The 20,179-nt window shown below is 67.5% G+C and carries 18 protein-coding genes; 8 read left to right on the top strand and 10 right to left on the bottom strand.

Features of this window, described 5'->3' with window-relative positions:
* Window positions 1-3: 3 nt before the first annotated feature.
* Together LJ754_RS13895 and LJ754_RS13890 are read right to left on the bottom strand one after the other, a co-directional pair.
* Window positions 4-309, bottom strand: a complete 306-nt coding sequence (locus LJ754_RS13895) for a pore-forming ESAT-6 family protein (RefSeq protein ID WP_227913888.1) — start codon at window positions 307-309, stop codon at window positions 4-6.
* 80 nt (window positions 310-389) lie between these two features.
* Entirely contained in the window at window positions 390-725 is a 336-nt protein-coding gene (locus LJ754_RS13890; protein WP_227913887.1) for a hypothetical protein, read from the bottom strand.
* Between the two features lie 250 nt (window positions 726-975).
* Here LJ754_RS13890 and LJ754_RS13885 point away from each other — a divergent pair, with 250 nt between their 5' ends.
* Window positions 976-1,755, top strand: coding sequence for a glycosyltransferase (locus LJ754_RS13885; protein ID WP_227927030.1), 780 nt, complete (start codon window positions 976-978; stop codon window positions 1,753-1,755).
* Window positions 1,756-1,805: 50 nt separating this feature from the next.
* On the opposite strand, the gene LJ754_RS13880 is transcribed toward LJ754_RS13885, so the two are convergent.
* Complete coding sequence (locus tag LJ754_RS13880; protein ID WP_227913888.1) at window positions 1,806-2,111, bottom strand: pore-forming ESAT-6 family protein; 306 nt, start codon at window positions 2,109-2,111, stop codon at window positions 1,806-1,808.
* 80 nt (window positions 2,112-2,191) lie between these two features.
* Window positions 2,192-2,527: a hypothetical protein gene (locus LJ754_RS13875; RefSeq protein WP_227913887.1), complete on the bottom strand. Its 336-nt coding sequence runs from the start codon at window positions 2,525-2,527 to the stop codon at window positions 2,192-2,194.
* A gap of 335 nt (window positions 2,528-2,862) precedes the next feature.
* Between LJ754_RS13875 and LJ754_RS13870 the strand changes: the two genes are divergently transcribed.
* Entirely contained in the window at window positions 2,863-5,211 is a 2,349-nt protein-coding gene (locus tag LJ754_RS13870) for an FdhF/YdeP family oxidoreductase (protein ID WP_227927029.1), read from the top strand.
* 78 nt (window positions 5,212-5,289) lie between these two features.
* Here LJ754_RS13870 and LJ754_RS13865 read toward each other — a convergent pair whose 3' ends face one another.
* Window positions 5,290-5,607, bottom strand: coding sequence for a DUF6457 domain-containing protein (locus LJ754_RS13865; protein ID WP_227914207.1), 318 nt, complete (start codon window positions 5,605-5,607; stop codon window positions 5,290-5,292).
* A 194-nt stretch (window positions 5,608-5,801) separates the two neighbouring features.
* On the opposite strand from LJ754_RS13865, the gene LJ754_RS13860 reads away from it, so the two are divergent.
* The 6 genes from LJ754_RS13860 (at window position 5,802) to LJ754_RS13835 (ending at window position 13,972) form a co-directional block, all read left to right on the top strand.
* Window positions 5,802-6,131 carry a hypothetical protein gene (locus tag LJ754_RS13860; protein WP_227927028.1) on the top strand — a complete coding sequence of 110 codons (330 nt, stop codon included), beginning with the start codon at window positions 5,802-5,804 and terminating at the stop codon, window positions 6,129-6,131.
* A 5-nt stretch (window positions 6,132-6,136) separates the two neighbouring features.
* Window positions 6,137-7,462: a type VII secretion integral membrane protein EccD gene (eccD, locus tag LJ754_RS13855; RefSeq protein WP_227927027.1), complete on the top strand. Its 1,326-nt coding sequence runs from the start codon at window positions 6,137-6,139 to the stop codon at window positions 7,460-7,462.
* A 76-nt stretch (window positions 7,463-7,538) separates the two neighbouring features.
* On the top strand, window positions 7,539-8,504 hold the full coding sequence (locus LJ754_RS13850) for a hypothetical protein (RefSeq protein ID WP_227927026.1): 966 nt from the start codon (window positions 7,539-7,541) through the stop codon (window positions 8,502-8,504).
* Complete coding sequence (gene eccCa, locus LJ754_RS13845; RefSeq protein WP_227927025.1) at window positions 8,501-12,532, top strand: type VII secretion protein EccCa; 4,032 nt, start codon at window positions 8,501-8,503, stop codon at window positions 12,530-12,532. The genes LJ754_RS13850 and eccCa overlap by 4 nt, the downstream gene beginning before the upstream one ends.
* A complete protein-coding gene (locus LJ754_RS13840) occupies window positions 12,529-12,954 on the top strand; it encodes a hypothetical protein (protein ID WP_227927024.1) in 426 nt (141 codons plus the stop codon). The genes eccCa and LJ754_RS13840 overlap by 4 nt, the downstream gene beginning before the upstream one ends.
* Window positions 12,947-13,972, top strand: coding sequence for a DUF6177 family protein (locus LJ754_RS13835; protein ID WP_227927023.1), 1,026 nt, complete (start codon window positions 12,947-12,949; stop codon window positions 13,970-13,972). Before LJ754_RS13840 ends, LJ754_RS13835 begins: the two co-directional genes overlap by 8 nt.
* Window positions 13,973-14,001: 29 nt before the next feature.
* Here LJ754_RS13835 and LJ754_RS13830 read toward each other — a convergent pair whose 3' ends face one another.
* From LJ754_RS13830 to LJ754_RS13810, 5 genes are all read right to left on the bottom strand, one after another.
* A complete protein-coding gene (locus tag LJ754_RS13830) occupies window positions 14,002-15,171 on the bottom strand; it encodes an RDD family protein (protein WP_227927022.1) in 1,170 nt (389 codons plus the stop codon).
* The gene (locus LJ754_RS13825; protein ID WP_227927021.1) at window positions 15,172-15,978 is read right to left on the bottom strand and encodes a hypothetical protein; all 807 of its coding nucleotides are present in this window, start codon (window positions 15,976-15,978) and stop codon (window positions 15,172-15,174) included.
* Window positions 15,979-16,070: 92 nt separating this feature from the next.
* The gene (locus LJ754_RS13820) at window positions 16,071-17,666 is read right to left on the bottom strand and encodes a serine/threonine-protein kinase (protein ID WP_227927020.1); all 1,596 of its coding nucleotides are present in this window, start codon (window positions 17,664-17,666) and stop codon (window positions 16,071-16,073) included.
* The gene (locus LJ754_RS16985) at window positions 17,663-19,264 is read right to left on the bottom strand and encodes an FHA domain-containing protein (RefSeq protein ID WP_227927019.1); all 1,602 of its coding nucleotides are present in this window, start codon (window positions 19,262-19,264) and stop codon (window positions 17,663-17,665) included. Before LJ754_RS16985 ends, LJ754_RS13820 begins: the two co-directional genes overlap by 4 nt.
* Window positions 19,264-20,175: a PP2C family protein-serine/threonine phosphatase gene (locus tag LJ754_RS13810; protein ID WP_227927018.1), complete on the bottom strand. Its 912-nt coding sequence runs from the start codon at window positions 20,173-20,175 to the stop codon at window positions 19,264-19,266. Before LJ754_RS13810 ends, LJ754_RS16985 begins: the two co-directional genes overlap by 1 nt.
* Between the last annotated feature and the right edge of the window lie 4 nt (window positions 20,176-20,179).

Raw genomic sequence — 20,179 nt, 5'->3', positions numbered from 1 at the left:
GTCCTAGCCGATGTTGGCGACGGCGGACTTCGCCCGCGCACCCGCGCCGGCAGCCGTCTCATCATTCTGCGACAGCGTCTGCTTCACCAGGGCAATAATGTTCCGCGTCTCATTAGCCGCATTCCGGAAACGGTTCTCCACCGCCTGGTACTCCTCCGACACACCATCAGCCTGGAAATCCGACATCGCCGCGTTCACGGCCTTCTCACGCTCACCGATCAACGACTCCAACCGGGCAACAATCGACTGGATATCCCCCTGCACGGCAGAAGACGTATCAGTGTCATAGCTCAAACGATCCTGGGACATAACAAATCCTTTCAACACCGGCACCAGCCGGAACAAACAACCGAAAAAGAAAAGGAAGAAAAGAAGAAGCTCAACCCGCGCTAGCGCGAGGAACCGAACCGTGCGGCGTCGAACGCCGCCGAGCCCTGCTGCTGCGCCGCGTTATCCGCAGCCTCCTGGTCACCGGTCTGGAACGACCGGTCCATCTCCGACTGGCCCGTCAGAATCGCCGACAGGGAACTGTTCAACTCATTGGCCACCTCATCAGTGCGGGCCTTGAACTCATCAAACTTCACCCGGCCGGCACCGTTGAACTTGCCCTCCAACGGAGCAGCAGCCTCCATCAGATTCCGCACCAGCTGACCCAAATCCTCATTCGAAGACCCGGTCTGCTGCGTCAGCGTACCCAGCGTAGAAGAACCCATATCGAATTTCATGAAAAAACTCCCTATTGGCACCCCACGGCGCCCTCGTCCGAAACTGTTCCCCCGTCAGCCGGACGAATTCACCCCAACAGGTAAATCCCTTTCCGCTTGCCGGTAACCCCTATCAAACCCACCAAAACAAAACCGGTCAAGGAAAACACATGGGCAGAACTACCCATCCCCCGCCCATCCCACATAGCGCAAACCATCCCGTTCAGGTTCAATTGACCGGGTTAGCTTCCTTATCCAGACAGGGGAAAAGGTGGACCCGGACTCGAACCAGGCCGAAGCAACCCGCGTAAGCGTCTGCATGGCGGCCTACAACGGCGCCGAACACATCCGCGAACAGATCGACTCGATCCTGTCCGAACTGGGTCCCGGCGATGAGCTGGTAGTGGTGGACGATGCGTCCACCGACAAAACCCGGGACGTGGTGTCCGGCGTCGGCGACTCCCGGATCCGGCTCATCCCCTCTCCCGTGAACCGGGGGTACGTGAGGACCTTCGAGGCGGCACTGGCCCACAGCCGGGGTGAGTATGTGTTCCTGTCGGACCAGGACGACGTCTGGATCCCTGGCCGGGTCCAGCGAATGGTCGATGCCCTGCAGGATGCGGAGGTGGTCGCGAGCAATTTCAGTTTCTTCGGCCAGCAGCCGCGGGCCATAGAATCCATCCGCCTGCGGTCCGCGGACAGCGGACGGCGGTGGGCAAACCTGTTCGCCCTGTGGGTGGGATACCGCCCCTATTACGGCTGTTCCATGGCCATGCGCCGAAGTGCCCTGTCCTTGGTACTGCCGTTTCCGGGGTTCCTCACCGAAACGCACGACCAGTGGATAGCGATGGTGGCCAACCTCGCCGGCACCATGCACCACGTCGAAGAGGACACGCTGCGGCGCCGTCTGCATGAGGCCAACACCTCACCCAAGCAGTGGCGGTCGCTGCGGCGGATCCTGGCAGCGCGGTTGATGCTGCTGCGCGCGTTCCTGGTGGCGGTCCGAAGGATCCGGCGGGGCTCTCCCGCTGGCATTGATCGACCCGCTTAAGCACAAACAAGCGGCGCCGGCAGGTTGCCGGCGCCGCTTGCCAACGCGTCCTAGCCGATGTTGGCGACGGCGGACTTCGCCCGCGCACCCGCGCCGGCAGCCGTCTCATCATTCTGCGACAGCGTCTGCTTCACCAGGGCAATAATGTTCCGCGTCTCATTAGCCGCATTCCGGAAACGGTTCTCCACCGCCTGGTACTCCTCCGACACACCATCAGCCTGGAAATCCGACATCGCCGCGTTCACGGCCTTCTCACGCTCACCGATCAACGACTCCAACCGGGCAACAATCGACTGGATATCCCCCTGCACGGCAGAAGACGTATCAGTGTCATAGCTCAAACGATCCTGGGACATAACAAATCCTTTCAACACCGGCACCAGCCGGAACAAACAACCGAAAAAGAAAAGGAAGAAAAGAAGAAGCTCAACCCGCGCTAGCGCGAGGAACCGAACCGTGCGGCGTCGAACGCCGCCGAGCCCTGCTGCTGCGCCGCGTTATCCGCAGCCTCCTGGTCACCGGTCTGGAAGGACCGGTCCATCTCCGACTGGCCCGTCAGAATCGCCGACAGGGAACTGTTCAGCTCATTGGCCACCTCATCAGTTCGGGCCTTGAACTCATCAAACTTCACCCGGCCGGCACCGTTGAACTTGCCCTCCAGCGGAGCAGCAGCCTCCATCAGGTTCCGCACCAGCTGACCCAAATCCTCATTCGAAGACCCGGTCTGCTGCGTCAGCGTACCCAGCGTAGAAGAACCCATATCGAATTTCATGAAAAAACTCCCTATTGGCACCCCGCGGCGCCCTCGTCCGAAAACTGTTCCCCCGTCAGCCGGACGAATTCACCCCAACAGGTAAATCCCTTTCCGTTGCCGGTAACCCCTATCAAACCCACCAAAACAAAACCGGTCAAGGAAAACACATGGGCAGAACTACCCATCCCCCACCCATCCCCCGGACGCACGGCGCCGTCGCCCCTGCCACCGGTCCGGACCCGCCGTGCTTGCAGCGGCGGCCCGCGGCTGCTAGGCCTGTACGTAGGAGAACCCCGTGCCGGAACACTGCCGCCCGGGTGGACCTGCAACGGAGCGATGAAGGGAAGTGCGGCGTGGCCAGGAAAGAACCCCGGATAGAAGACGTCAACGAAAAGGACATCAAGGTCGAAAAGGGGCCCAAGGAATGGGCTGCGGGTATGCCTGCGGTCTACCACTCCATGAAACCCGCCATCGAGCACATGGGACTTGCCCGGGCGCTGGGAACCACCTTCCGGATGAACCAGAAGCACGGTTTCGACTGCCCCAGCTGCGCGTGGCCCGATCCCAAGGACCGCAGCCCCTTTGAGTACTGCGAAGAAGGCGTCAAGGCCGTCACCTGGGAAGCTACCCCTGTAGTGATCTCTTCCGAATTCTGGGCCGAGCACAGCCTCACTGAACTGCGCGGACGCACCGAATACTGGCTCGGCATGCAGGGCCGCCTGACCGAGCCGCTGTACAAGCCGGCAGGCGAGGACCACTACCGGCCGGTCAGCTGGGACGAGGCGCTGACCATTGTTGCGGACCGGCTTAAGGCGTTGGAATCCCCGCATGAGGCGGCGTTCTACACCAGCGGACGCACCTCGAATGAAGCCGCCTTCCTGTACCAGCTGTTCGTGCGCGCCTTCGGCACCAACAATCTGCCCGATTGCTCCAACATGTGCCACGAATCCTCCGGATGGGGCATGGGCCAGACCATCGGCATCGGCAAGGCCACAGTCACCTATGACGACTTCGGCCAAGCGGACCTGATCATCCTGATGGGCCAAAACCCGGGCACCAACCATCCCCGGATGCTCACTGCCCTGGAACTGTGCAAGCGCAACGGCGGCAGCATTGTCGCCGTGAACCCGCTGCCCGAGGCCGGACTGCGCCGCTACAAGAACCCGCAGAAACCGCGCGGCATCGCCGGCAAGGGCACTGAACTGGCGGACCAGTTCCTGCAGATCCAACTCGGCGGGGACATGGCCCTGCTCCAGGCCATTTCCAAGCGCGTCTTCGAGGCCGAGGAGAAAAACCCCGGCTCCGTCCTGGACCACGACTTCTTGGAGAAGCACTGCGAGGGACTCGAAGACCTCAAGGAACACCTGGCCATGCTCGACGACGAGGAAGTCCTCACCGCCACAGGGCTCCGCCCCGAGGAAATTGACGAGCTGGCCGAGCGCTACATCAAGGCCGACAAGGTGATCATCTGCTGGGCGATGGGCATCACCCAGCAGAAAAAGGGCGTCGCCACCATCAAGGAAATCATCAACCTGCTGCTGCTGCGCGGAAACATCGGCAAACCCGGGGCCGGCGCCGCACCCATCCGCGGCCACAGCAACGTCCAGGGTGACCGCACCATGGGCATCTGGGAACAGATGCCGCCGGCCTTCCTCGACTCGCTGGGCAAGGAGTTCAACTTCGACCCGCCTCGCGACCACGGAGCGGACGCCGTCGAGACCTTCCTGCAGATGCAGGACGGGAGGATCAAATTCTTCATGGCGCTGGGCGGTAACCTGGTTTCGGCGATCTCGGACACCCAGTTCGCCGAGGCCGCCATGGAGAAGACGGACATGACCGTCCAGATGTCCATCAAGCTCAACCGGTCGCATCTGGTCACCGGCAAAGAAGCGCTGATCCTTCCGGTGCTGGGGCGAACGGAAATAGACGTCCAGGAGACCGGCCGCCAGTTCGTCTCCGTAGAGGACACCGTCTGCGTGGTCCACGCTTCGCACGGCGGGGTGGAGCCCGTTTCCAAGAACCTGCTCTCCGAACCCGCCGTCATCGCACGGCTCGGAGCAATGGTGATCGGTGACCGGATCGACGCCGACTGGGCCGGCTACGAAAAGGATTACGACCTGATCCGCGACCACATCTCCCGGGTGGTGGAAGGCTGCGAGGACTACAACGAGCGCATCCGGCACGAGGGCGGTTTTGTGCTCCCCAACGGTCCCCGGGACTCCCGGACCTTCAACACGCCCACCGGCAAGGCCATCCTGACGGTCAATGACCTGGAAGCGGTGAAGCGCCCGGCCGGGACCCTGCTGCTGCAGAGCATGCGGTCCCACGACCAGTGGAACACCACCATCTACGGCCACAATGACCGTTACCGCGGCATCAAAGGCGGCCGGCACGTGCTGTTCATGAACGCCGAGGACATCACGGAACTGGGCCTGGCGGACGGCCAGTACGTTGATATCCACGGCGTGCACCACGACGGCGTCCAGCGGGTGCTGCGCAACTTCCGCGTGGTTTCCTATCCCACCCCCAAGGGCTGCGTGGCGGCGTACTATCCCGAAGCCAATGTGCTGGTGCCGCTGGACCATGTGGCCGAGGGCAGCAACACCCCGGTGTCCAAGACGGTGGTGGTCCGGGTGGAACCCGCGGCCCATGCTGCCGCCGGTCCCGAGGACAAGATGCGGCGCGCGGCAGCACCTGCCTAAGCGTTCCGGAGATATCACGGACGAGGGCTGAACCGCCGTGGCGGTTCAGCCCTCGTGTCTGTGATGCGGCCGCAGGAATTACTGGGCGGAGCCCTTCCACCCGGGGTTGTCCGGCCCTTCCAGGCCTGTCTCGGCCAACTGGAAGGCGGTGTCCGCCGCCTTCTGTACCGCTGCCTCCGCCGACTTCCGTCCACTGGTTTTGGTCAGTCCGGCGGCATAGCCCACCACAAAACCGCTGATGATGTCCGCGCCGCCTCCGACCGTCTCTTCGGATTTCCTCCCCAGCTCCAGCAGCATGGGGGTATCCACCTCCAGGTCCAGGATCTGCAGTGCCTGGGTTAGGCGCCTGCTCCAGTCGTCGAGCCGGCGTTCTTCAGTCTCCGGGTTGGTGCTCATGTTGTGCTCCTTCACTGGGGCGAATTGCGGGTGCTGGTCCCCTCAAGCATTAGCACCCGGGGCATGGCAGGCACAACGTACGGCAACCCCTGCGCTTGTCTTCGGCGACGGCGCCCCGGCGCGTGTGACGCAGACCGCTCCCGGATCGTGTAAGGATATGTCCGGTACTTGTCCATGTGGTGGGGGGACTTATTTTGGCGAGCGACTATGACAATCAGCTGATCGAATCCGTTGCCGTGCGCCGGAACCGGCTGCTGACTGCCCTGCTCTACGGCGAAAACGAGAACGAGCGGCGCTGGGTGGACAGTGTCCGCCTGTTCCTGTTCAGTGTGGCCGCTGCCGCGGTGATCGCGGCGGTCTGTGTGGGGTACTCCTTTGTGAGCAATCTGCTCGAGGAGAACCGGCAGAAACAGGAACAGCAGCGTCAGCAGCAAAGCTCGGCTGCCTTTCATCCCATGGACTACGACGCCGGCCCCGCCGCGGGCAGCTTCCGCCTCCCCTTCCCAGCGCAGACAGGATCCTAGCCGCCATGGCGCATGCTTTCACCCGAGTGACCCTGATCGGTTCCCGGCGACACCTGGACCTGCTGCTGCCCTCCGACCAGCCCGTCGGCGCACTGATGCCGCAGGTGCTGGAAATGCTCAACGATCCCCCGGCCGACGAAGTGGCGGCCAAGGTACTGGTGGGACCGGACGGCACCGAACTCTCCGCGGAAGCAACGCTGAGCAGCGCCGAGGTTGCCGACGGTTCCTCCCTGATGCTCACCAATGCGTCCGAAGCACCGCCGGCTCCGGTGGTGTACGACGTGACCGACTTGGTGGTTCACGAAACCGAAGCCGTCGCGGGCCGCTGGACCGACCGGTTCCGCGACCGGACCGCCGGGGTGTCCGCCGCCGTCGGGCTATGGGCCGGTGCCGAACTGCTGCTGGCTGCCCTGGCGCCCGGCGACGCCTGGTGGCTGCTGCTCTCAGCATCCCTGATCCTTTTGGTTGCCGGGACCGCTGCCGCGCGGCCGCCCCGGACCTCCGCCATCGGACCCACCATGCAGGGCGCCGGCTGGCTGCTCGGCTTCGGCGCCCTGCTGCGCGCAGATCTGCCGTTCAGCGGCACCGCCCTGCTGCTGGCAGCCCTGTCCGTCCTGACCCTGGTCGGCATGGGCCTGAGCGCGGCCAATCCGCGGGCCCTGTTTACCGGAGCCGGCACCCTCGCCCTGGCCGCCGGCGTCTGGGCGGTTGCCGGGCTTGTTTCCCAGGAACCGGCACGCGCGGCCGCGCTGGCCGCAGTGGCCAGCGTCCTGCTGCTGGGGCTGCTGCCGAAGCTGGCACTGGCCACCTCCGGCCTGGCCACCCTGGATGACCAGCGCGCAAAGGGCGGTACCATCGGCCGGACCGACGCCCTCGAAGCCGTAGCCGGCGCCCACCGCGGCCTCACCCTGGGCACCGTCCTCACCGCCTTGTCCATTGCCCTGGGCCTGTGGGTCCTGGGCACCGATACGGCGCACCAGAAATGGACGCTGCCGCTGCTGCTGGCCCTGACACTGGCCGTGTTCCTGCGGGCCCGCTCGTTCCCGCTGGCCGCGGAACGAATCTCCCTCTACGCGGCCTCCGGCGTTGGCGTAGTTGCACTTGCCGCCGCGTCACTGCACTTCTTCGCGGACCGGCCCTGGCTGACCGGCCTGGCCGTGCTGATCCTGGCCGCAGGGATCGCCGTGAGCCTCACCCTGAACCTGCCGGACCACACCGAGGCCAGGCTGCGGCTGCTGGCGAAGCGCCTGGAGACCCTGGCCATCCTGGCCTCGGTGCCCCTGGTCATCGGCCTGTTCGGCATCTTCAGCCAGCTGCTGGGCAGTTTCTGATGCTGCCCGCACCGCAGGCACCCATTACCTTCCGCACCGCTGATCCGGCAGCTGCTGCCGGTGGAGGACACCTGTCATGACCCAACCGCCAAACGCCGCTCCCGCCGCCTACGGAGCCCCGGGCATCGCCACCGCTGACGGCTTCGAGTCCACGCCGCAGCGCCTGCGCCGCACCTTGAAGACCCGGCCTGCCGAAGGGCCGGTCCGCCGCGCCCTGGGCACCGCCGGAAACCTCTTCCGCGGGGACGACTATCCCCGCCGGCTGGCGGAGGCAGCCGCCGGCGCCCAGGTGCCGGTGTCCACGGGCCGCCGGATAGCCGTCATCGGTTCGCGCGGCGGCGCCGGGAAAACCACGGTGGCCGCCCTACTGGGCGCCGTGTACGCCTCCATGCGCACCGACGCCGTCACGGTCCTGGACAACGCTCCGGCCGGCGGAACGCTGGCGCTGCGCACCGGGGCGCCCGACGCGCCGTCGCTGGATGCCGCAGCGGAGCAACTCGCCCGCCGCCAGCCCTCCTCACTGTCCGACCTGGCCGCCCTGCTGACCCAGGCCGGCCCCGGCAACCTCCTGGTGACCGGCCGGCGGGGCACCCTTCCCCGTTCTGCCGGCGACGGCGCCGCCAGCGCACTCCTGCTGGCCGTCTCCCGGTACTGCCCCATAACCGTGCTGGACTGCGGCACCGGGCCGGACCTGCCAGCCACACGCTGGGCCCTCGGCCAGTCCCACCTAGCCGTTTTCGCCACCCCCGCCTCTGTGGCCGGGCTCGAAGACGCTGCATCCTATGCCGCCGCTTGGCGCCGCGACCCGGCGCTGGCCGCCAAGCCGCTGCTGGTAGTGGTGGTGCAAACGCTGCCCGACGGGCCGTTCCGGGCAGACGTCGAAGCGCGCCGGCTCGCCCGGGCCGGGATCGACGCCGTCGGCCTGGGGTATGACCGGCACCTGGCGGCCGGAGTGGAGATCAGTCTGGGGCTGCTGGCCCGCCGCACCCGGCTGGAGGCCGCCGGCCTCGCGGCCGGAGTCCTGGCAAGGGCATCGGCATGAGCACCCGGGTAATCCACCGGCCGGCACGCACCACCGCGCCGGCCCGCGGGCTGGAACCGTTCACCATGGATGCCCCGCCGCAGATGGAACAGGGCAAGGGCGGCATGAACATGATGTCGCTGGTGCCGCTGCTCGGCGCCGGCGTGTCCATGACCGTGATGATGCTCTTCCGTGGCTCGCCCCTGGCCGCCGTCGGCGCCCTGATGATGATCGTGACCATCCTGGCGTCCGTGATCATGATGGTCAGCCAGCGGGGCAAGCAGGGCCGCCAGCGCAAGGACCAGCGGGAAAACTACCTCGAATACCTGGAGCGCTGCCGCGCCACCCTGCGGACCGAGGAACACGCCGCCGCGAAGGTGGCCCGGGTGGCCAGCCCGCCTCCGGAAGCCCTGTTCGACATTGTCCGCAACACGAGGCGGCTGTGGGAACGGCGCCGCCACAACGAAGACTTCCTCGATGTACGCATCGGCACCGGACCACGCCAGAACCGTGAAGTGCAGATCACGAACTCCGGTTCCGCGGTGGCCCAGGGTGACACCTTCATGACCACCGAGGTGGAAATCCTCAAGCGGCGGTATGAATCCAGCCCCGATCTTCCCCTGACCGTGCCGCTGGACTGCGCCGGGAACGTCAGCATTGTGGGCTCGCGGGAATTCGTGCTGCGCGTAGCCCGGCTGCTGCTGGTGCAGGGTGCGGCGTTCCACTCCCCGGAAGACCTGCACGTGGCGCTGGCCGTGCCCGACGCCGAACGGGACAACTGGGAATGGGCCACCTGGCTGCCGCACCTGGCGGACCAAAAAGCCGCGCACCGCACGGGTCCGGTGCGCCGCCTCGCGCCGTCCATGGACACGCTCTCCGACCTGCTCGCAGCGGACCTGCACGGACGGTCCACGCTGGCCGCCGAATCGCGGAAGAACTTCCTGCGCGGCGGCGTCGGCACCGCCCTGCCCCGCCTGCTGGTGGTGGCCGACTCCTACGGCGAGCTGCCAGTGGAACTGGCCGTCCCGGACAAGCAGGCCGCTCCCGGCGCGCTGGGCATCACCACGCTGTTCCTGGTCCGGGAACGCCGGGAAGAGCCCGGCGAGGTAGCCATCCGCATCAGCGAAGAGGGCGAGGGGTTCCGGGTGGAAAACTTCCGCGCCGATCCCGTGGAGCCCGTGATCGAGGCCGGCACCCTGGACCTGCTTCCGGTCCCGCTGGCCGACGCGCTGGCCCGCACCCTCGCCCCGCTGCGGCTCTCGCCCGACTCCCTGGAACACGATTCCTCCGAAAGCTCCGAAGGCTTCCTGGAAATGCTCGGCCTGTCCCCGCGGCTGGACGAAGCCGACATCCGCCGGCTGTGGAAACCGCGCGGCGAGGTGGACTTCCTGCGGGTTCCGCTCGGTCCCGATGACCGCGGCCGCCCGGCCCTGCTGGACCTGAAGGAATCCGCACAGTTCGGCCACGGCCCGCACGGCCTGTGCGTGGGCGCCACCGGTTCCGGAAAATCAGAAATGCTGCGCAGCCTGGTGGTTGGCCTGCTGGCCACCCACTCCCCCGAAGTGCTGGCCATGGTGCTGGTGGACTACAAGGGCGGCGCCACCTTCGCCCCCTTCGCCAACGCCCCCCAGGTCACCGGTGTCATCACCAACCTCTCCGACGACGTCAGCCTGATCGAGCGGGTCTACGCCAGCCTCTCCGGTGAAATCCAGCGCCGCCAGGAAGTCCTCAAGGACGCCGGCAACCTGGCCAACATCACCGACTACCAGCTGCACCGGCAGGAACTGCTGGCCCAGGGCAAGGACCTCGCCCCGCTGCCCCACCTGGTGGTGATCATCGATGAGTTCGGTGAACTGCTCACCGCCCGCCCTGACTTCATCGAGCTGTTCCTGTCCATCGGCCGGATCGGCCGGTCCATCGGCGTCCACCTGCTGCTCTCCAGCCAGCGGATTGAAGGCGGCAAGCTGCGCGGCCTGGACACCTACCTGTCCTACCGCATCGGCCTGCGCACGCTGTCCGAGGCGGAATCCCGGACGGTCTTGGACACCCCCGACGCGTTCCACCTGCCGCCGGTGCCCGGTTTCGGCTACCTGAAGGTGGACACCACCACTTACACCCGGTTCAAGGCCGGTTACGTTTCCGGGCCCCTGGAAATGGAAGACGAAAAAGACGAGCCGCAGACCAACGACGCCGGGCAGCCAGCCGTTCTGCAGGTGCCGCGCTACGCGGCCACGCTCCAGGACGCGGCCGCCGCCCGGACCGACGCGGGCAAACCGGCGTCCACCTCCGGGTCCAAGCGGACCACCGGCCCCACCGTGCTCTCCACCCTGATGGACACGCTGGCCAAGTTCCCGCGCGCCGTCGCTCCCATCTGGCTTCCCCCGCTGCCCGGCGGCATTGCCCTGGATACAGCCGCCGGCGGCCTGGACGTCACGAGCCAGGGCATCCGGCTGGCCACCGGCGGCGGGCTGAAAATCCCCGTAGGCCTGCTGGATGACCCCGCCAAGCAGTGGCAGGGCATCTGGGAACTGGACCTCACGGCCAACGGCGGGAACGCCGCCATCGTCGGCGGGCCGCAGACCGGTAAAAGCACCGCGCTGCGCACCATCGTGGCGAGCCTGTCCCTGACCCACAGCCCCGCCGAGGTGGGCATCTACGCCGTGGACCTGCTCGGCAGCGGACTGGTTCCGCTGGAAGGCCTGCCCCACGTGGGCGGTGTGGCCGTGCGCACCAACCGGGAGGTGGTCCGCCGGACGGTGGATGAAATCCTGGCCATGCTCTCGCAGCGGGAGAGGATTTTCGAGAAATACCAGATCGATTCGCTGCCCACCCTGCGTCGGCTGTGCGCGCAGGGCAGCATCCCCGAACTGCCCAGTGCCGACATTGTGATGGTGCTGGACGGCTACGGGCAGCTCTCCGACGAGTTCGAGGAAATCGAGAAGTCCGTCCACGCCCTGATCGGCCGCGGCGGCGGTTACGGCATCCATGTGGTGGTGACCTGCTCCCGGATGAATGAAATCCGGATTGCCCAGCAGAGCTTCTTCGGCAACCGGGTGGAACTGCGCCTGTCCGACCCCGGGGAATCCGCGCACGGCCGCAAGCTGGCCGAGTCGGTAAGCCCGGGCACCCCGGGCCGGTCCATGACCGACCGCAAGCTGCAGGGTCATTTCGCCCTGCCCCGCATCGACTCCAACCCCGACCAGGACACCGCCGTAGGCGGTATGCGCGATCTGGTGGAAGCGGTCTCCGCGTCCACCGACGAGCGCGCCATGCAGGTACGCGTGCTCCCAGCCGTGGTGGACGCCGACGTCGCGCCCACCCCCGCAGCGCCCGCCACGGTGCCGCTGGGGCAACGCGAAACCGACCTCGGCACCGAGCTGCTGGACCTGCACAGCAAGGAACGTCACCTCGTGGTGATGGGCGACGACGGCGCCGGCAAGACCAACGTGATGCGCTCGGTGATCCGGCGCATGGTGGCCCAGCACGACGCCGACGACATTGTCTTTGCCGTCTTCGACCCGCGCCGCACCCTGGCCGACGAGGTCCCCGACGCCTACCTGGGCGGTTACGCGACCAGCGCCGCCCTGGCCGAGCAGTTGGCCTCTGCCGTGGCCGGCGAACTGCAGAAACGCGTCAACGCCACCCCGGAGGAAGTGGCGGCCCTCCCCCGGGTGGTCCTGGTGATCGATGACTATGACGTGCTCACTGCCGGCGGGTCCTCCCCGCTTGCCAGGCTGACGCCCTTCCTCCCGCTGGCGCCGGAGATCGGCCTGCACGGCATCCTGTCCCGGCGCGTGCGCGGCGCCAGCCGGGGCATGTACGAGTCCTTCTTCACCGCACTGCGGGATTCCGGTGCCGCGGCCCTCATCCTGTCCGGTGACCGTGGTGAAGGGACGTTGATCAACGGTGTCCGTGCCCGGGCACTGCCGCCGGGACGGGCCCAGTTGGTCCAGCCCGGACGGCCGGTGCAAACCCTGCAGCTGTTCTGGAACGAAACCGCCGACGAGGCCCTGGCCGCGGGAGCACCGTCGGCAGGAGTGCCCCGGTGAGCCGGGACTGGACGGTTCTGGGGGTGCAGGAACCCACGCGGCAGCGGGTGGTGGATTCGCTCGTGGCGACCATGCCCCACCTCACCCTCCGGCAGGGGGCGGACAGCAATATGCTTGCGGTACTCGACGACGACGGAACGGTCCTGCTTGCCCTGGAGCTGCCCCGCCTGGTCCGGGTACCTGAGGAAGCCCTGCGGCTGCTGACCGGTGCACCCGTCAGCGCCCCGGCCGGAACGGCAGTGCCTGCCCTCTTCGCACCGGGGGGCAACGGGCACCCGGATGACCCCCTGTGGTGGCAGGAGATCCATGCCATGGGCGGGGAGCCCGCCACGGATGAACTCGCCGACCGGTTCAGCCATGTCCTGGCCGGCCTGTGCTGCGGCGTCGTCATAGCCCCCTTTGCGGACGCCGACAATGTCTGAGGCCAGCTTCGACCTGGTGCTTGGTTCCAGCGCCGTCCTGTTCCAGGACAAGCCCGTGGCCGCCCTGACCCCCTGGGTGCTGCGCGCCCACACTGCCGCCGCTGCGGCAGGCCTGGACTTTGTGCTGCTTACCCCCGGCAGTACCCGGATCACCCTGCCGCTCGCCGAGCTGCTGGGCACCGGAGGCGGCCAGTGGCTGGTGACCGGCTCCGGGGGTTCCCTCTATAACGGGATGACCGGACGCGAATATGACTGGTCCGATGTTTCCCTCACTCCGGAGGATTCCCTGGCGGAGGAATTCCTGGCCGTGGAGCCGAACCAGACAGGTTACGTACACGTTCGTGCCGCCACCCTGCATCCGGCGTCCTACCGGACCCGGGCCGGCAGCTTCACCGAGCAGATTTTCGCCGCCGTAACCGGCCTGCCGCCGCGCGGCTGGGGCGTCTGCGAACCGGTCAGCGAGGCGTGGAACGTGGACGCGGCCTCGGCGTTCTGTTATGACCGCTCCCCCAACGCCACCCGGCTCGAGGTGGTGGGCTCCGCCGTGAGGCAGGAGGCCAACGGCCGTGCTTCGGCCGGCTCCATCGGCGTGATGACCGTGGAGCGGACTTCCCGGGGGGTCCTGGAAAGCATTGAGCTCCTGGCCGCCAGCCCGGATCCGCTCAGCCCGGAGCAGGTGCAACGTTTCGCGGACGGCGCCCACCGGGCCCGCGCCCGCACAGCGGTCCTGGGCCAGGGCATCGGCTATCACAACCTGAACCGGCCGGCGCGCTTCACCGGCCTGGTGGTGCCGCGCTGCGCACTTTTCGGCCCGGAGGCGCTGGCCGGCGTCGGGCCCGAGCGGGCACTGGCTGCTGCCGGAGAGGGGTCGCGGCTCACCGGCGGAGCGCCCCTGCAGTCCCTGGTGGTGGAATACCCCGCCGAACCGCTTGCCGGGCGTGTCCATCCCGTGGAGGCCTACGCCGTGCTCGCAGCTGCACTGGGCGCCGGTGAGCCCGGCGCTGTGCCGGGCCGGTAACACCCCACCGCTAAAGCCCGTGCCGGTAACTAGACCGGAGCGACCGTGAAGCTGCGGTCGCCGAAAAAGACCGTGCTGCCGGGCGGAGCCAGGACCGGACGGCCCGGTTCGAGTTCCTCGCGCAGCCCCTGGACGGTTACGACGGCGCTTCCGTTAGTGGAGTTGCGGTCAGTCACCCAGATGCCGTTCGGGTCGGCCTGCAGATGCAGATGCGTCTTGGATACCGAACGGCCCATATCGGCAAAGTCGAGCAGTTGATCAGCCGTCTCCTGCGGCTTGGGGCCCGGATTGCGGCCCAGCAGGGCGGTGCCCGTGATGACCGAGGAGTTGCCGTCATCAAAGCGGATCCTGATACCGGCGGAACGGCGGCGACGGGCCACCCGGGTCATTTCCAGTTCCTCGTCCGGATGCACTCCCGGCGGGGCGGGTACCGGCGCGGGCGCCGGGGCTGGCGCCGGCACGGGTACCGATTGGAACGGCATGCTCCGTGCGGCCGGGGGTGCCTGGACGGCCTGGGCCGCGGGCGCCTGGTACTGCGGAGCCGCGACGGGGGCAGCCTGGAACTGGGGTGCGGCAGCCTGGTGCCGGCCTTGGGCCGGCTGTGCGGCGGCGGAGAAACCGGGAACGGACGTCAACGGGCCCGGCCCCGGGACAGCGGTGGATGCAAGGGGACCAGCCGACGCAAGGGGACCGGCCGGACTGGTCCGCCCCGCCCCGGCGGCTGTATGGAGCCCGCCGGTCAGCAGCGGATCCCGGCCTGCCCGGACGTCCACCACCAGGGTCCGGGCCACTTTGTCGTGCCATCCCTGCCGCTGGCTGTTCCGGTCCCAGAGGTTGGAGAGGAGCAGCACCACGGGGCCGGCCACGGTGATACCTGACAGGGCCAGGAGCACGTTGCGCAAGAGGACGGGTATCAGGCCGGGAGCCCGCCCGTCTTCACTGGTGGTCCGGATGCCCATTGCCAGGTTTCCGGGGGTTTTCCCGGTTCCGGCTTCCCAGATCCACAGCCAGAGGGCAAAGCCGCCCGCGAGTGCTCCTCCGGCGGCGAAACCGACGGGCAGTGCGTCACGGCCGGGCATGGCCAGTGACAACAGCAGCGGAGCTGCCGCCAGCAAAGCGGCAACCGGCAGTGCGTCGAGGATTTTCGCTCCCAGCCGTTGTGCTGCTGTGGCGTTGACGAGATTCGGGCTTGGGGGCATCTAGCTGTTCCTTGTCATTCCGCGGGCCGTTGTTCGGCTCACCGGGGAAACCGTCCCGGGGACTGGAGCTGCTGCGGCGCGCACCGGGGACTGCCGCCCCGTGGCCGGTTCCGGCCGCTCGGCGAGCTGGTCCAGCAACGGCAGGTCTGCCGAGGTCACCAGCTGTGAGGTCACTGCGTGTTCCACGAGGCGGGCACGGCGGTTCGACGCCGGTTTGCCTTCCTCTCCGCGCAGTCCCGCCACGCCTACGCGGGCCAGTTTGTCGCACACATTGTCCAGTTTCCGGTTGAACCGGGTTTGCGACCAGCCAAGGCGGCGGGCCGCTTCGGCAGAGGTGGGCAGGGCACTGTAGCCGGTGCCGTCGCGCCGCAGCAACGGCTCGGCCAGGGCGACCATCACCGCTTTCTGGGTCTCGGTGAACAGCACCGGGCCAATGGTGGTTTCCCCGCCGTCGCCGACGCTGAGCGGATCCTGCCGGAACGTGGGTGTCTTGAGGTGCACATCGAACTCGTAGGTGGTGGACCCGGCACTGAAAATGACCCGTGTCTGTTCAAAGACCACCGGCATCCTGGCGCCGGGAGCCAGCCAGGCCTGCATGCCTCCGCCGGAATCGGCGATGGTGGCCGAGATCCGGCTTCCGATGTTGGTGAGCCACCAGATGCCGTTGTCCTTGGCAACGCTGAGGAACTTGCGGTGCAGGTAGGGGTTGTCGTCAATGGCGAGGTCGCCCTCCCGGCCAATGCTGAACGTTCCGCCTTCTTCCGGCTCGTACCATTCGCCGCAGTACTCTATGCCAAGCTCCCCCATGCTTTTCCCCCTCATCCGGTTGCCCGGCTGTCCGGACGGTTCCCCCATGGTCCCGTTCCGCCCCTCATTGTCCATGCCTGCACACCCCATTCTCACAGCGGCGCGCAGAAGGCCACCGGAGCGGAAGACTTCCCGTTGTTCCGTGCCACCTGCACCTCGATGCAGGTTTGCGGCCCCGCCGCCGGCACCTCGGCCTGCGCCTCGGAGGTGCGCACCAGGTCTCCCTTAGCCGTGGCGCTGACCGTCCGCCAGAGGTAAATGTCGCCGTCCTGCGGTGCCGGGTTCTCCCATCCGAACACGACCGAGTCCCCGGTGGCCGACGCCGTCAGCGATTCCGGCGGCAATACCGTGCCCTCGCTTCCGGCCAGCGCGTCCCGGGCCGACTCCGACGGTGTAGGCAGCGCACTTTTCGGTTCCGCACCCGGCAGGAGCAGGGCAGCAGCCACAATGCCGACGGCTGCAGCCGCTGCTGCCACCGCTGTGATGCGCAGGGCCTTGCTCCTGCGCCGCGGAGGAGCCTCGGGCCATTGCAAAGGAACCGGGTGTGCTGCCTCCCCGTTGGCTCCAGCCAGGTCTGAACGCAGCACGGTTCCCTCAGTGACTGAAGGATGGTGGGCTGCCGGCTGCCGGGGTGCCGGCCCGCCCGAATTTGTCCCCTGGACCGGTACCGGAGGCTGCGGGGCCTGCCGCTCGCGCACGGACGGGCGCTGCAGCGGGGCACGCCGGGGCGGGGCGGTAGTGCCGGGGTCAATCGAGACCACACGGCGGATGCGTGTGCGGTCCTCTTCTTCCCCGCTCTCTTCTGCCTGATCGGGCTCGGCCAGCACTTCGAACGGCGTGTTGGCGAGGTTCAGTTCGCTTTGGATCCGCTGCAGCGCCAACCCGAAGGCATAGGCCGAGGAAAACCGGGACTCCGGAGCCTTGGCCATGGCCGTGGCCAGGGCAAGTTCCAGCGATTCCGGGACGTCGGCCCTGCCGGTGGGGCGCAGCGGCTGGCTGTTGATCCGGTCGATCAACTCCCGTTGGGTATTGCCAAGGCCGGGCACCACAAACGGGGATCGGGCCGCCAGCAGGGTGTAGAGGGTTGCTCCCAGTGCCCACACGTCCACCCGGATGCCGTCCGCCCGCCCGCCGGCCAACGCTTCGGGCGGCGACCAGGGAATGGACAGGCCCAGGTCCTCGTCCTCTGCCCCTTCGGTGGTCCCGGAAATACCGAAGTCCGTCAGCGCGGGGCGGTTGTAGTCCGTGGTGAGGATATTGGCCGGTTTAATGTCGCGGTGGGCAATGCCGGCGCGGTGGGCGGTTTCCACGGCGGAAGCCACCTGGATCCCCAGCGTCAGTACTTCCGCCACCGGCAGTCCGCCCTGGCGGTAGCGGATATCCAGGCTCGGCCGGGAGCAGTACTCCATGGCCAGGTAGGAATGGCCGTCGTCGGTGATGTCCGCTTCGTAGATGGTGACGATGTAGGGGTGGGAAGACAGCTGTGCCATGAGGTTCGCTTCGGCTTCGAAGCTGCTTCTGGCACTGTCCGTCCGCAGGTCCGAAAGCAGTACCTTCACGGCAACCCGGCGCCGGGGATGGTCCTGCTCATAAAGGTATACATCGGCGAAGCCGCCCGAACCGAGATGCCGGAGGTAGCGGTAGCCGGAAATTTCCGGAGGTGGTGCGGGAGCCCGCTTTTTGTTCACGCGAGGCCCTCGAACCGCACCCAGACGCCGTCGCCGAGCTCCGCCACGTCACCGTCGAGCACAATCACGGCCTCGCCCTGGCCGAGCCGGTGCGGCAGCTGGCCCTCACGGACCATGACGGTCCCGTTGGTGGAGTTCAGGTCACGCAGCATAACGTGCCAGCCTTCCAGGCGGATCTCGGCATGGGAGCGTGAAATGTCGCCGCCGCTGCTGGGCACCTGCACCATGCGCGGCATCACCGATCCCGGTGTCCGGGCCACTGAAGGCTGCCGGCCAATCACCATGTTCTTGTCCAGCGGTTCCACCTGCCCGGTGGAAAACACTGCCGTGCCCAGGGGCGGACGGGACAGCGGCTGCGGTTCCTCGCCAAGCGGCTGGCCGCAAAGGACGCATACAGACCGGGTGGGAGGGTTGGCGTGCCCGGAGGGGCAGGTGCGGGCCAGCACCGTGGGAGCCGTGTTCGGGCGGCCGTCCGGCGCCGGCGGAGGCAAAACCTTGGCGAGGTCGCTGCTCATGATCGTGTCGCCGTCGTGGTCCAGGTCGGCGCCGTCCAGGTCCAGTACGTCCAGTCCGGTGGCAGCTGCGGGAACCGACGGAGCAGGGGCCGACGGAGCAGGGGCAGGCGGCGCAGGAGCGGGGACAGGGGCTGGCGGCGCAGGAGCGGGTGCCGGTTTGGCCGCTGCCGGCGCGGCTGCGGCAGTGCCGTTTCGGAGCCAGGGCACGGAATCGATGAGCTGTCCGGCCGGCGGCGCCGAGGCGGCAGTCTGTCGGGAAGCGGCCGTCTGCGCCGGCCGCGGGGTTTCCTCGGGGTTCACCGTTTCTGCCGGCGCCTCGGTCTCCTCGGGCGGGCGGACCGTCAGTCCGAGGTCAGGGTTCTCCGCCTCTGCAGCCTCCGCGGACCGGGGAGCTTCGCGGTGGCGGCCGGGCTCACGAACGTCGGATTCGGGGGCATGTCCGGCCGGAACGGGCGGGACCACCGGGTCTGCCGGTTCGGGCAGAGCAGGCGCAACTGCAACACTGACAGGCTCAGTCGCAACAGGCGGAGCCGCCACAACGACAGGCGCTGCCTCAACAGGCGCCGTTTCGCCGGGTTCCCCTGCTCCGGGCAGGCTCCGGGCGGGAGCACCGGCCCGGGGGCCGGCATCCTGCGCTGAATCGAACTCAAGCACCGAGACCAGTGCTATCCCGCTTTCCAAGGGCAGCAGCATGCCTGCCCCCGGCGCTCCAGCGACGGCGGGAGCAGTGACGCGCATGGTGAATCGACCGGGCCCGCTGAGGACACGTTCACTCCACGTGGTGACGAATTCACCGGACGCTGCCGGTTCGCTGTGACCGGCCTGCTGCAGTTCCAGCGGACCGCGCAGCAACACGTGCCGGCGCTCCCCCAGGGAAAGGACCCCGAAGGCGGGCATGTCCGCCAGGTTGGTGCCCAGTCCACCCGAGACCGCGGAAAACACACGGTCCAAAGCGGGCTTCGTACCGAGCAGGGACCAGATCTCCTGCACACGGTCCTCGCCGGTATCCGGGGGCAGCAGGCACAGGAGGGAGTCCTGCACCAGGCAGATCCAGGTGCCGGATCGGTAGCGGAGCCCCTCCATCAGGTTGCGGCCCTTCCCTGTTCGGCGTCGCCTTCGGCTGCGCGGGCCGCGCCGTCGGGGCTGACGGCCGTTGCACCGGCTGCGTGCCGCGGCGACGTGACCTGTTCTTCCATCGCCATTCCCGGCAGCGTGATGGCGGCTGATTCGTGGACGTCAGGACCGCCTTTGGCATCCACGACCAAGACGCTGATGTTGTCCCGTCCGCCTGAACGCAGGGCTGCCTGCACCAGGGCGGCGCAGGCGTCCTGCGGGCTGCTCACGGATGTCAGGATCTGCAGGATGTGCCCGTCGGCAACCTCGCCAGTCAGGCCGTCGGAGCAGACCATGAGCCGGTCTCCCGGTTCCACCGGAATCAACCAGAAATCGGCCTCGGAGTCGTTGCCCGTGCCCAGGGCGCGGGTCACCACATGCCGGCGGGGATGGACCAGTGCCTCGTCGGCGGTGATCTGGCCCAGGTCCACCAGTTCCTGGACTTCGCTGTGGTCCACGGTGATCTGTTCCAGCACGCCGTGGCTGAGCCGGTACGTACGGGAATCCCCCACGTTGAATACCAGCCAGTATGGATTGCCCGCCTCGCGGACGAGGACGGCGCCGGTCAGCGTAGTGCCGGCCCGTCCGCCGGTGGCTTCGCGGATGCGGCGGTCGGCCTCCTGCAACAGTGCCTCGAGTTGCTCGGCGGAAACCTCCGGCAGGTGCCTGCCCACTATCTCGGAGTCTCCCAGGGTGCGGACACAGATACTGCTCGCCACCTCCCCGGCCTCGTGCCCGCCCATGCCGTCGGCTATGGCGAAGATGGGATCTGCGGCAATCAGCGAGTCCTCATTGAGTTCCCGCCGGAGTCCGCGGTCGGAGGCGTAGCCGAACACGGCATGCAGATCGGTATCCGGGGATGTCGTTTCGTCGGAGTTCATTCAC

Origin of the sequence: Arthrobacter sp. zg-Y40 (genome assembly GCF_020731535.1) — a bacterium.
Classification (GTDB): Bacteria; Actinomycetota; Actinomycetes; order Actinomycetales; family Micrococcaceae; genus Arthrobacter_B.
Note: the sequence above shows the minus strand (reverse complement) of the source record. Positions and strands in the feature narration are given on the sequence as shown.

What these genes read in the sequence shown, in the direction of transcription:
- LJ754_RS13895 (WP_227913888.1), bottom strand. Translation starts at nt 309, where the DNA reads ATGTCCCAGGATCGTTTGAGCTATGACACTGATACGTCTTCTGCCGTG.
- LJ754_RS13890 (WP_227913887.1), bottom strand. Translation starts at nt 725, where the DNA reads ATGAAATTCGATATGGGTTCTTCTACGCTGGGTACGCTGACGCAGCAG.
- LJ754_RS13880 (WP_227913888.1), bottom strand. Translation starts at nt 2,111, where the DNA reads ATGTCCCAGGATCGTTTGAGCTATGACACTGATACGTCTTCTGCCGTG.
- LJ754_RS13875 (WP_227913887.1), bottom strand. Translation starts at nt 2,527, where the DNA reads ATGAAATTCGATATGGGTTCTTCTACGCTGGGTACGCTGACGCAGCAG.
- LJ754_RS13865 (WP_227914207.1), bottom strand. Translation starts at nt 5,607, where the DNA reads ATGAGCACCAACCCGGAGACTGAAGAACGCCGGCTCGACGACTGGAGC.
- eccD (WP_227927027.1), top strand. Translation starts at nt 6,137, where the DNA reads ATGGCGCATGCTTTCACCCGAGTGACCCTGATCGGTTCCCGGCGACAC.
- LJ754_RS13850 (WP_227927026.1), top strand. Translation starts at nt 7,539, where the DNA reads ATGACCCAACCGCCAAACGCCGCTCCCGCCGCCTACGGAGCCCCGGGC.
- eccCa (WP_227927025.1), top strand. Translation starts at nt 8,501, where the DNA reads ATGAGCACCCGGGTAATCCACCGGCCGGCACGCACCACCGCGCCGGCC.
- LJ754_RS13835 (WP_227927023.1), top strand. Translation starts at nt 12,947, where the DNA reads ATGTCTGAGGCCAGCTTCGACCTGGTGCTTGGTTCCAGCGCCGTCCTG.
- LJ754_RS13830 (WP_227927022.1), bottom strand. Translation starts at nt 15,171, where the DNA reads ATGCCCCCAAGCCCGAATCTCGTCAACGCCACAGCAGCACAACGGCTG.
- LJ754_RS13825 (WP_227927021.1), bottom strand. Translation starts at nt 15,978, where the DNA reads ATGGGGGAGCTTGGCATAGAGTACTGCGGCGAATGGTACGAGCCGGAA.
- LJ754_RS16985 (WP_227927019.1), bottom strand. Translation starts at nt 19,264, where the DNA reads ATGGAGGGGCTCCGCTACCGATCCGGCACCTGGATCTGCCTGGTGCAG.
- LJ754_RS13810 (WP_227927018.1), bottom strand. Translation starts at nt 20,175, where the DNA reads ATGAACTCCGACGAAACGACATCCCCGGATACCGATCTGCATGCCGTG.